Below are 11,201 nucleotides of genomic sequence, written 5' to 3' on the forward strand. Positions count from 1 at the left end.
TTTTCATTTAACTATTACAGTGCTTGTATGGAGATCTCAAAAAAATGCATACGAGCTTTCATGAAATGCCCCTTTTATTCATAGGTGCAATGTTAAGTGTATATGAGGTGAGAAACAAAAAAGGAGGCTGCAACCTTTAAGCTTTCCAGCTTCAGGTTTCCCAGCAGCCTCTTTTCTATGCTACATGTATGGTTTCAATCAACAGCAGCCATGCCAGGCCATAGTATGTCACAACACCAACCAAGTCGGTCACAGTTGTGATCAGCGGTCCGGACGCAACGGCCGGGTCAACACCGATCTGCTTGAAGAACAGCGGGATTACTGTACCAACAGCACTGGAGATCAGCATTGCCACCATCAGAGAAATACCGATACAGCCGGAGATGGCAAAGCCATGAGCCGGTGTATAGTGCTTGAAGAGAATGATGAAGATACCGACGCCAACAAAGGCCAAAGCACCAAGGATCATGCCATTGACAAGGCCGCAGCGCATTTCCTTCAGGACAAGATGCAGCTTATCTTTGCCGGTCAGCTTTTCATCCATCAATACACGGATGGTTACAGCCAGAGACTGGGTGCCGACGTTACCGGACATATCCAGAATCATGGACTGGAAGCTCATGATCATTGGCAGAGTAGCTACAACTGTCTCAAACAGACCAACAACACTTGATACAAACAGACCAAGCACCAGCAGTAATACCAGCCATGGCAGACGTTTATGCACAGATTCCTTCAGTGGTTCCCGCAGATCTTCCTCAGCGGTCAAACCAGCGAGCTTGGCATAATCATCACCCATCTCATCATCGACAACTTCAACCACATCCTGGGAAGTAATCACACCAAGAATTCTGTTTTCATCTGACAGTACCGGAATGGATTCCTCGGAATAATCCTTCAGTTTTTCCAGACAGTCTTCAATCCTTTCATCCGCATACACATACGGATACTCTGTCACAACAATGTCTTCCAGTTTCTCATCCTGGCGGGCCAGAATCAATTCCTTCAGATCAATCTCACCATAGTAGATACCCTTTTCATCTACGACATACAGTTGTGAGATGTTGTCATGATCCTCCGCCTGCCTGACCAGAGAACTCATTGCTTCCTTGATGGAAAGTGAGGAAGACAATGTTACAAAGTTGGTTGTCATACGGGATGCAATGGTATCTTCATCATACGATGCCAGCCGCTGGATATTGTTGCGGTGCACCTCATCCATCAATTCCAGCCAGACAACCTTGGAACGTGAATCTGTATTCTTCAGTAAATCCACGGCTGTATCCGGCTCCATGTGAGCCAGAATATCCGAAGCCTTGCGCGGATTCATCTCTTCAAGATACTTATCCGCATCATCCGAATACTCCATCACATCTGACAGACTGTCAACGTCCATCAGCCGATACAGAATAGCCCTTTCATTAGGCTGCAGAATATCCAGCGCATCGGCAATATCATTGGCGTGATAGTCATCCAGTCTCTCCTTGATCACCTTTGGAGAAAGACCGCTGCGGACCAGCTGAGCAATCGACTGCACAGCTGTCATTTCATTATCTTTTTCTTTTACAGCTCCTGCCATGATTCTTTTTCCTCCTGTATTCATGTACTGCATGCATACAGAAAACCGGCACAGCGCTTCAGACACGTATTGTCATGTGATCAGAAATTCGGGTGGTCTGAGGAGCGTGTGCTTATTTTCTGCTTTCTTCGTTCGTGACCGGCACCACTATCCATGCAAAACCACCCCTTTCACTTCTCAGATACATTTTATTCTGACCGCGGTCGGATTTCACCCCTGAATTGACTCCTGGCGATAAAAAATTGTGTGTATAATGGCAGGCAGGAGAAAGAAAATGAATACATTTGATGAAAAAGTAAAAGAACGGCTGATCCGCTATGCAAAAGTCAATACACAGTCAGCCAATCATACTGGCACCGTTCCCAGTACGCCATGCCAGTTTGACCTGGCAAAGATGCTGTATCAGGAACTGCAGGACATTGGTGTCAAGGATACGTACTATGACAAAGAGCACTGTGTCGTCTATGCGTGGCTGCAGGCAAATACAGAGGAAGGCATGCCAGTCGGCTTTGTGGCACACATGGACACTGCCCCGGATGCCTCTGGTGAAAATGTAAAGCCATGGGTGTTTGAGAATTATGATGGTTCAGACATTGTCCTGAATAAAGAAAAGAATATTGTCATGAAGGTATCTGACTATCCCAATCTGAAAAACTACATCCATCAGGATCTTGTTCTGACAGATGGCACCACCCTGCTGGGCGGTGATGACAAAGCATCCATTGCGGCCATCATGACCATGATTGAATACCTCGTCAATCATCCGGAAAGAAAGCATAATCTGCTTGCCTTTGCCTTTACGCCGGATGAAGAAGTCGGCGGTCTGGCCAGAGATCTGGATTTAAACAGATTTCAGGCGAAGATTGCCTATACGCTGGATGGTGACTATTGCGGCTATTATGAAGATGAAACATTCAATGCCTCCGAAGCCATTGTGACCTTTACTGGCTTATCCGTACATACCGGCACTGCCAAAGGCATCATGAAGAATGCCGTGGATATGGGTGCAGAGTTCATGGGCATGCTGCCGAAGTTTGAAAAGCCCCAGTATACCGAAGGCAGAGAAGGCTTCTACCATGTGATTTCCTTTGACGGAACCTGTGAACATGCTGTACTGACCATGATTGTGCGTGACCATGACAGCGAAATCTTCAATCAGCGAAATGAATATCTGAAAAAGATCACGGAAGAAATCAACAGAAGATATGGCAATAATGCCGCATCCATTAAGATTTCCATCCAGTACCGCAATCTTGGCGAAGCCATTAAGAAAGTTCCGTTCATGATTCCAAACCTGGTCAAAGCCATTGAAATGGCTGGCATCACACCGCATAAGGTGGCCTTCCGCGGCGGCACGGACGGCTCTGCACTGTCATGGCGCGGTCTGCCATGTCCTAACCTTTCCGCCGGATATGAAAATGCCCATGGACGTTTCGAGTATGTACCGGTACAGTCCATGTCAAAGAATGTTGAGATTCTGCTCAATCTGGCCGACCTCTACAGCACAGAAAACTAAACAGAAAAACAAAAGGTGTTCCGGAAAATCATCCAGAACACCTTGTTTTGTATATTTTTTACTGCCTCAAGGGGCAGACCCTTTCGTCCCTTGTGGGGACGTATGGCACTTTGCAAATACCATTATTCAATGGCAATGTACTTCTTTTCAGGGATCTCTTTCTTGTCTTCCTTTGCCGGCAATTCAATTGTCAGCACGCCATCCTTGTAGGACGCATTGACATCGGAATCCTTCACCTGATTGCCTACATAGAAACTGCGGCTGTAGGATCCGTATCTTCTCTCACGGCGCAGCACCTTGCCCTTCTTGTCCTTCTCGTCCTTGTTCTCATGGCGGGAAGCGTGAATGCTCAATGTACCGTTTTCAAGTGTTACCTTGACATCATTCTTTGCAAAGCCCGGCAGATCTGTCTTCATGATATACTTGCCGTCTTTCTCAACCACATCTGTCTTCAGCACAGGCTCCTGATTGAACATCGGAACATCAAACCCATTGTCAAAGACATCATCAAACAGATCAAAATCATCTCTCACATCCGGCATGAACCTCATTGCAATCATCTCCTTTACTGATCAAACTTCTCTTTACTGATTACTGGATATCAATATACTTCTTCTCTTCGGCTTCTTTCTTCTCAGCGGAAGGAACCGTCACAGTCAGAATACCGTTGTTATAGGACGCATGTACGTCGCTCTCCTTCACATGATCACCGACGTAGAACGTTCTGCTCACGGCACCATAGCTGCGCTCGGAATGAATGACTTCACCCTTGGCGTCTTTCTCTTCTTTGCTCTCATTGCGCTGTGCACGGATCGTCAGCTCACCATTGTACAGAGAAATTCTGATATCATCCTTGTGATATCCCGGCAGCTCAACCTCTAAGCTGTAGCTGCCATCCTTCTTATGGACATCTGTTCTCATCAGACCTGTGGAATTCAGGCCAAACTCATTGAACATATCTTCAAACAAACTTCTTTCAGGTGCGTATCTCATGTTATTACCTCCCTGAGGCTCTCACCTCTTACACCCATAATAGTAATCACTTGTTTAGCACTGTCAATAGTTAAGTGCTAAATTTTTTATTTTTATTTATGCTAGTATTTCAAATCTCTATTTCATGTTAGGTATTTTTATTTCTGGCATTTAAATGTTCTAACTGCTAAATCGTATCTTTTCCATTCTGTTGCCCGCTTTGCTATAATGAAGCCCATAGAAAAGAGGCAAGATATGTTGTATCAGACTGAAAGCATGAAGCAGGATGATTTCAAGCCAGCCCGCTTCACTTCCGAAGGTTCCATTGAACTCAATGGCAAGAAGATTCCTTACAAGACTGTATCTGAAGACAATGTCTTCTATGATTCTGAAGGAAAAGCCGTCGCATCTATTTTCTCGTATTCCTATTTTCGTTCTGATGTCAAAGATGCCAGCACCAGACCGGTGATCTTTGGCTACAATGGCGGCCCTGGCAGTTCTTCCATGTATGTCCATACTGGCTTCCTGGGTGTACGCAGAGTCAGCTATGGTGAGCCCGACCGTCCTTCCGCATTCGGTCCCTGGAAAGTCATCGACAATCCGGACTGCCTGCTGGACATTGCCGATCTCGTTCTGATTGATCCGGTTGGCACCGGTTATGGCGTATTGCTGAATCAGGATAAGAAGAAAGACTTCTTTGGCATTGAGCAGGATGCCGAAGCACTGCTGAACTTCATTGAGCTCTGGTGCCGGAAGTACAACCGCGGTCTTTCGCCGAAGTATCTGGTTGGGGAAAGCTATGGCTGCACAAGAACAGCAACTGCTGTCGGTATTGCTGCCAGTGAAGGCAAAGAGCGTGCCTATGGCATCGCCTTTGACGGTGTCGTCATGATCGGCAACACGATCACCTGTGGTCAGTACTTTGGCCAGGGCCTGCCGGTAGAATCCAGCATTATCGGCTTCCCTACCTACGCAGCTGTCAACTGGTATCACCATCATCCAACAGACCAGTCTGTTGAAGAGTTTGTCAAAGAAGCCAAAGCCTTCGCGGATCATGATTACCTGCTGGCACTCTACAAAGGTGAATCCCTGGATGACAAAGAAAAAGAGCAGATCATCGAAAAGGTCTGCTATTACACAGGTGTGTCCAGAGAATATCTGGAAGCACGCGATCTGCGCATCGGTGATGATGATTTCCGCTCCGAAGTATGCCGCAAAGATGGCAAAGCCGTCTCCCGCTATGACGGCCGTGTGACAAGACCATTGCTGCTGCCGCAGCTGGAAGAGCGCAATAAGGGCGAAGAAGATGATGCCACAGCAGACCGCTATGATGCTTACTTCTATGCTGCCTTAACCGGCGATGTTCTGCCAAGACTCAATGTCAAACTGGACCGTACCTATGTGCAGCTTGCCAACTATTGGAAAAACTGGGACAAGGAAACACCAATGGGCACAACCGGTGAGCAGCTGCGCAGAGCCATGGACCGCAGACCTGGCATGCGTGCCTTCTTTGCCAACGGCTGGTTTGATCTGTGTACGGAGTTCGGCTTTGTCTTCCATACCCTTGACCATGATCATCTGCCTAAGGACAGAACCTTCTGGAAGGGATATGGTTCCGGCCATATGATTTATCTTGGTGAGGATAATGTCCATGCTTTGGCATCTGATGTCAGAGCCTTCATTGAGGGCAAGGATCCTTCCAATCACTAAGCTTTACGGGCGGCATCTGCGAGGCTGCTGACAAAGTAGGGGTTGTAAACGGAATTTTGGATGAAAATCCTGACCGGTTCTGATACTGGCCGGGATTTTGTTCTTTTCAATGGAATATCGTGCGGGTCATAAAGGATTATTCCTTATCTGGTGCTCCCTTAACGCTGGTTTCCAGTGTTTTTATCCTCTTCAGGTTCACAAGAAAAATCGATACTGCTGCCTGTATCGTCATTCCGCTCATTCCGCACGCATGGGCATTTCCATAATCGAGGGTCTGCTTCAGTTCCGCATTCTTAGCCTCGATCTTGTATCGCTCAGTATATAGTTCTCTGAATTCATCTGATTTCATGTAATCCATCTGAGCAATATGCGTATCTGATTTGATCTTTACCGAGTAGGTTTTAGACTTCGCACCTTCCTTGTAACAGCCGTTTCGCAAAGGACAGTTTCTGCATTTCTCTACATCGAAGAAATAGGTAACTACTTTTGTATCAGAACCATTCGCTGCTTTCTCCTGACCGCCTTTGCTTTTTCTGACTGCCATATGTCCTGCCGGGCATACATACATCCCGGCATCCTTGTTGAACTCAAACTCTTTCTCCCGGCTTCCATGCAGAACATTCTCACTCAGCTTTGATGCCAGCTTAATTCCTTTTTCTGAGGTGTATTCAATATTGTCTTTCTCGGAATATGCGCCATCACCAATCAGAGCGTCTACGGTTACTCCTGCGTTTTCTGCTTTCTCAATCAGATCTGCCGCCTGCTTTCCGTCATGTTTCTCTCCGGTTGTCACTGCTGCACTCACAATGACTCTGTCCGTGGTCATGGCAATATGCGTCTTATACCCGAAGAAGGAAGTGTCTGCAGTCTTATGTCCCACTTTCGCATCCGGATCTCTGGAAAATTCCAGCTGTTCTCTCGTGTCTTCAACTCCTTCTTTCAGGTAGTTGAGACGTTCCTGGATATCCGGTATCTTCTGAAGCCGCTCATCTGAAGCGATCAGATCCAGCAGTTCCTTGCAGTATTCGATTTCATCCTCCAGAAGACCGCTGCTTTCCCGCTTCTTCGGCATTCTGTCCTTCATGGTTTCATCCGCTGCATATACAGACTTTCTCAGTTCCTTTGCCCGCCTGATCAGTTCCTCACGCGGAGAAATATGCTGGTAGAGTGCATTGGTATGAGTGGAATCAACGATGATCTTTTCGTGATCGTGAATAATTCCTTTCTTCTTCCCGATTTCAACAGTCTTGCCAATCAGCACATTCAGCAGATCGGTATCCTTGAGTCTGGTTCTGCGAAATTTGGTAAGCAGGCTCGGATCAATGAATTCAGTTTCTTCAGGCCTGTAGCCCAGAAAGTATTTCATTTCCATGTCATATCGGACTCTTTCAATCAGATCACGGTCACTGAGTTTGCGTGCGGTCTTAAGAAGCAGATATTTGAACAGCAGTACCGGATCAGCTGCAGTTCTGCCCATACAGTCGCTGTAGTTGTTCTGAACTTCTTTAGCAACAAAAGAGAAGTCAATCGTTTCGTTCATCTGGCGCCAGAAGTAATCTCCAGGGATCAGAATATCATAGAGCTCGTTATAAGAGCCAAGATCCAACTGGGGCATATCAATCATTCTGAGCATAAAGACACCTCCGGAGTATAGACACATTGTATACCATGCATGCATGTATTTCAACCAAAATGTGCAGAAAAAGCGCATACTCATTGATTAGGATTACGCGCTTATCATTTTGGATTGGATGTCCGTGTCCAAGCAGCTCATAGGTTAATGAGTGATGCATAATCGGCTATTCGATAACCGCACTTTTTCAGCACCCTCGCATCTGCCGCCTTTTTTGTTTGTTTTGGAAAACGGAATGCAAAGAAGTACAGCAGCAGCCCCACAACAGCACTTGCTGTAAACAGAACGCCAACTGGTAAGAGCACCGTTTCTCCATAGGAATTGACATACGTCTGTGTACTGACCGCATTGATCAGGCCGCTGCCAATCATCGGTCCGATGATCATCGGCACAAGTACATAGGCAAGCAGGCGGATTCCCTGAAACATGCCGACATGATCGACCGGCGTCTCATCACGGATAGCGCTGGAGAATAAGATCAAAATGGATACATAGCCTGTCATCATGATGATGCCGGCAATGATAAATGGAATCACGGATGTCAGAAAGCCTGCCGCAAACAAACCGATGCAGTAAAGAGATATACTGATGAAAGCAAGTGTGCGTTTGCCATAGCGGTCCACCAGTCTGCCAACTGCCAGAGAGCAGATGCTGGCAAAGATGATGATCACTGCCATGACAAGACCGCTCAAAGCATTCCCAAAGCCAAGTGTCTTTTCCAGATAAATCAGAAGATACGGCATGAATACCTGTACAGAAATATTGAAGATACAGATACCAAGCAGGCAGAGATAGAATTTTGCGTTTTCACGGATGACGGATGGACGGAAGCCATAGATGATGCTTTCCCAGAAGTTCATCTTCTCTTTGCTTTGTACAGGTTTTGTATCCGGTACAAATAACAGTCCTAACAATCCTGCCACACTGACACTGGCACCAATGACCACAAAGAATGCCGGCCAGCCAAGCAGTGAAGAAAGAATACTGCCCGTACCAGCCACAATTAACATTGCCAGCAACGGGAATACATTCAGCACGCCTTCAATGGTGCCGCGGTTGGTTTCATCACTTGTCTCTGTCACCCAGGCATTAAAGGAGGCATCATTGGCAAGTGATCCGCAGAAGGACATGATGCAGTCCATGACAATCACAATCGTGACTGTCATTGCCAGCACTTTTGCCGTGGACATTCCCGGGAAAAGTATTGCCGTATGTTCTCTGGAAATCAATGCAAACAATGCTGTCATGATACCCCAGACAACATACCCGATACAGAGGAAATACCGCCGGTGTCCCATGCGGTCAGAAATGATGCCGCCAACCAGCGTGGCAATGGTAGATACTGCAGCACTCCAGGCAACCATAGCTGCAATGTCACCGGCACTGCCGCCGATCCTGTTAAACAGAAACAGATTGAATTCCATGTTTTCGACAGCCCAGGCAAGCTGGCCGATCAGGCCAAACACAATGATGGTGAGCCACTGCTGCCATGATAATTTTGTTTTCATATACGCTATCCTCTGTCCTCAGTATAGTCTTTTTTCCGCAACGCTATTTTCAAATAAATAGTTGATGTACCCGAACAAGTACATCAAGTTAATATCTATAACTTATCATGACTTCAGTTGAGGTGATGATATGCTCGTTAATCAGAATTTCCTGAATTCTTTATCTCCTGTCGAAATTGAATTCATTCGTGTTGGTTTAGAAAAGCTATTCAGAGAGAAAGTAAACTGTACGACAACAAATTACGAGAATCTCTCTTTGCATGTTGAGAAATGTCCTCATTGTGGTTCAACTCACTTTGTTAAGAATGGCTTTAACCCACATAATCGTCAGAAATACAGATGTAAAAAATGCAAATCTGTTTTTATGGCAACAACAGGTACGATGTTTACTCATTCCAGAACAAGCTTTGATATCTGGACTACTTTTATCTCTGGCGAGCTTAACGGAATGACTCTGACTCAGCAGAGTGTAGCTACAGGCTTATCAGTTACTACCTGCTTCAACATGCGTCACAAGTTATATCAGGCTGCAGCAAAGATTCAGAATAATGTGGTCTTAAGTGGAAATGTTGAATTGGATCCTACTTATACCAAAATCAACCTGAAAGGGACCAGGAAGGATAAAATGCCAAGATTCAGCAAACAGCGTGGAAAGCATCGCCGTCATTCAACCAAGCGTGCTTTACCTGGCACCAGCCATCACAAGATCTGCCTGGTAACAGCTATTGATGAGCATGACAATATTCTCTTTAAAATTGGAGGATTAGGCAGAGAGAGTGCAGAAATTCTGAATCAATACAGCTCTCACTTCGCAGCGCATTCAACAATTATCAGTGATGACAGCCATAGCATTCAAACTTTCGTGGGCGATAATCACTTCAACAGTGACATTATTCCATCTAACGGTTATTTAACACCAAAGGGCAATACAGTATCTGAAGTAAACGAGCTTCACTCTGAGCTAAAAAACATGATCAGGCAGAAACATGGTATCAGCACAAGACATCTCCAGGGTTATTTGAATTGGATCGTCATGAAGAAATATTTAAAGTACAGGCTGGACATGCGCAAATGGAAATCAGAAGCATACATGGAAACAATGTTTGAACAGATTCCATTTACCTGTGCGGAGATCCCAAAGCTTAAAATGCCAATTAACCTCTATGAGGCATATAGCTCATGATATTTTGGTGTTTACAGCCTCATCAACTAAATCTTTGAAAATAGCGTTCCGCAAAAAAAGCAGAAACTCAAAGCACTGGAAGAAGTCATCCTTCCCTGTTCTGAATAATCTGCCTTTCAATAACACTGACTTTCTGAAGATGTCATGAAGACATACTTACTTGATATTCTTTAACCATCTGATAATTCTCTTGAAATTCATAATCAGTGCAATAACAGCGATGATAAAAATGATCGTTACGATAATTGTACCTTTCATTAGAACTACCTCATTCAACTCCAGTAGGTTACTAAATTACGGCCTTCAATTCTTGCTTGAACTCCACCGGTCCAACTTGGACCGCCTACCCACGGTATCGCCATACTAAAATTCATAAAATAAGTTGCTTTGGTGGAAGAGTCAAGAGATAGCGAGCCAGAAACACTCGTTATCACAACAAAGTGCCATGGATCATATGCAGCTGTAATTCTGTAATTTCTAATATCAATCGTAAACCCAGCATTCGCTGCAGCAGTAACAACATTTATTTTATATGTTCCATTAGTCACATTTGCTCTCGTATGCCAAGGACTCCATCCAAAAAAGATCAGATGATCAATGTCTGATTTTTCATCCGAAAAATCAGCAACCTTTTCAACAGTAATAATTCCCACTTCACCATTTGAAAGAACTACCTCATGGCTTTGCTTTTCTCCTAACTGTAAAGTAGGAATTTCAAATTTATCACCTTGCAAACCTTCATTATCGAATACAGGACTATTGCTTTCATCAGATGCGGCATTAACCTTTAAAGCAGTTAGTGGAAGAACTAAAGTAAGGACCATTAGCGAGGAAAAGATTTTTTTAATTGTACTTGACATAGTCAGCCTCCTTTTCGTACATAAACGTTTTCATATTGTCTAAGAAGTACAGTGAACGCTGTTAATTCTGCACTTCTCATATCACGAACTCTCACTATATTATTATCAAAATTGACTATATTTGACGTGCAACAGATGCATCACTCACTTTTCTTGATAACAGGGAGAATTGTGACTTTACCAAAGATTTTGCTTTAACCTAGCGTGCATATTTCGCCTTATATTGCAAGCAATGTGCAA

The 11,201-nt window shown here is 44.9% G+C and carries 9 protein-coding genes; 3 read left to right on the plus strand and 6 right to left on the minus strand.

Annotation, left to right across the window (positions count from 1 at the left end):
- Window positions 1-175: 175 nt before the first annotated feature.
- The gene (gene mgtE, locus DHU66_RS02440) at window positions 176-1,579 is read right to left on the minus strand and encodes a magnesium transporter (protein WP_245309334.1); all 1,404 of its coding nucleotides are present in this window, start codon (window positions 1,577-1,579) and stop codon (window positions 176-178) included.
- 274 nt (window positions 1,580-1,853) lie between these two features.
- Between mgtE and pepT the strand changes: the two genes are divergently transcribed.
- Window positions 1,854-3,095, plus strand: coding sequence for a peptidase T (gene pepT / locus DHU66_RS02445; RefSeq protein WP_108774293.1), 1,242 nt, complete (start codon window positions 1,854-1,856; stop codon window positions 3,093-3,095).
- Between the two features lie 122 nt (window positions 3,096-3,217).
- On the opposite strand, the gene DHU66_RS02450 is transcribed toward pepT, so the two are convergent.
- Both DHU66_RS02450 and DHU66_RS02455 read right to left on the minus strand, forming a co-directional pair.
- Window positions 3,218-3,646, minus strand: coding sequence for an Hsp20/alpha crystallin family protein (locus DHU66_RS02450; RefSeq protein ID WP_108774294.1), 429 nt, complete (start codon window positions 3,644-3,646; stop codon window positions 3,218-3,220).
- Between the two features lie 40 nt (window positions 3,647-3,686).
- A complete protein-coding gene (locus DHU66_RS02455; RefSeq protein ID WP_108774295.1) occupies window positions 3,687-4,088 on the minus strand; it encodes an Hsp20/alpha crystallin family protein in 402 nt (133 codons plus the stop codon).
- Between the two features lie 234 nt (window positions 4,089-4,322).
- On the opposite strand from DHU66_RS02455, the gene DHU66_RS02460 reads away from it, so the two are divergent.
- Window positions 4,323-5,777 (plus strand): S10 family peptidase, encoded by a 1,455-nt coding sequence (locus DHU66_RS02460; protein WP_167836223.1) that lies wholly within the window; start codon window positions 4,323-4,325, stop codon window positions 5,775-5,777.
- 136 nt (window positions 5,778-5,913) lie between these two features.
- Here DHU66_RS02460 and DHU66_RS02465 read toward each other — a convergent pair whose 3' ends face one another.
- Both DHU66_RS02465 and DHU66_RS02470 read right to left on the minus strand, forming a co-directional pair.
- Window positions 5,914-7,401 (minus strand): IS1182 family transposase, encoded by a 1,488-nt coding sequence (locus DHU66_RS02465; RefSeq protein WP_108774494.1) that lies wholly within the window; start codon window positions 7,399-7,401, stop codon window positions 5,914-5,916.
- Between the two features lie 146 nt (window positions 7,402-7,547).
- Window positions 7,548-8,918: an MFS transporter gene (locus tag DHU66_RS02470; RefSeq protein ID WP_108774297.1), complete on the minus strand. Its 1,371-nt coding sequence runs from the start codon at window positions 8,916-8,918 to the stop codon at window positions 7,548-7,550.
- A gap of 130 nt (window positions 8,919-9,048) precedes the next feature.
- Between DHU66_RS02470 and DHU66_RS02475 the strand changes: the two genes are divergently transcribed.
- Window positions 9,049-10,101, plus strand: coding sequence for an IS1595 family transposase (locus DHU66_RS02475; RefSeq protein WP_108773885.1), 1,053 nt, complete (start codon window positions 9,049-9,051; stop codon window positions 10,099-10,101).
- Between the two features lie 272 nt (window positions 10,102-10,373).
- On the opposite strand, the gene DHU66_RS02480 is transcribed toward DHU66_RS02475, so the two are convergent.
- Window positions 10,374-10,961 carry a DUF5626 family protein gene (locus DHU66_RS02480; RefSeq protein ID WP_108774298.1) on the minus strand — a complete coding sequence of 196 codons (588 nt, stop codon included), beginning with the start codon at window positions 10,959-10,961 and terminating at the stop codon, window positions 10,374-10,376.
- Window positions 10,962-11,201 lie beyond the last annotated feature (240 nt).

The organism is Lactimicrobium massiliense (genome assembly GCF_900343155.1).
Lineage (GTDB): Bacteria > Bacillota_I > Bacilli_A > Erysipelotrichales > Erysipelotrichaceae > Bulleidia > Bulleidia massiliensis.

What these genes read in the sequence shown, in the direction of transcription:
- mgtE (WP_245309334.1), bottom strand. Translation starts at nt 1,579, where the DNA reads ATGGCAGGAGCTGTAAAAGAAAAAGATAATGAAATGACAGCTGTGCAG.
- pepT (WP_108774293.1), top strand. Translation starts at nt 1,854, where the DNA reads ATGAATACATTTGATGAAAAAGTAAAAGAACGGCTGATCCGCTATGCA.
- DHU66_RS02450 (WP_108774294.1), bottom strand. Translation starts at nt 3,646, where the DNA reads ATGAGGTTCATGCCGGATGTGAGAGATGATTTTGATCTGTTTGATGAT.
- DHU66_RS02455 (WP_108774295.1), bottom strand. Translation starts at nt 4,088, where the DNA reads ATGAGATACGCACCTGAAAGAAGTTTGTTTGAAGATATGTTCAATGAG.
- DHU66_RS02460 (WP_167836223.1), top strand. Translation starts at nt 4,323, where the DNA reads ATGTTGTATCAGACTGAAAGCATGAAGCAGGATGATTTCAAGCCAGCC.
- DHU66_RS02465 (WP_108774494.1), bottom strand. Translation starts at nt 7,401, where the DNA reads ATGATTGATATGCCCCAGTTGGATCTTGGCTCTTATAACGAGCTCTAT.
- DHU66_RS02470 (WP_108774297.1), bottom strand. Translation starts at nt 8,918, where the DNA reads ATGAAAACAAAATTATCATGGCAGCAGTGGCTCACCATCATTGTGTTT.
- DHU66_RS02475 (WP_108773885.1), top strand. Translation starts at nt 9,049, where the DNA reads ATGCTCGTTAATCAGAATTTCCTGAATTCTTTATCTCCTGTCGAAATT.
- DHU66_RS02480 (WP_108774298.1), bottom strand. Translation starts at nt 10,961, where the DNA reads ATGTCAAGTACAATTAAAAAAATCTTTTCCTCGCTAATGGTCCTTACT.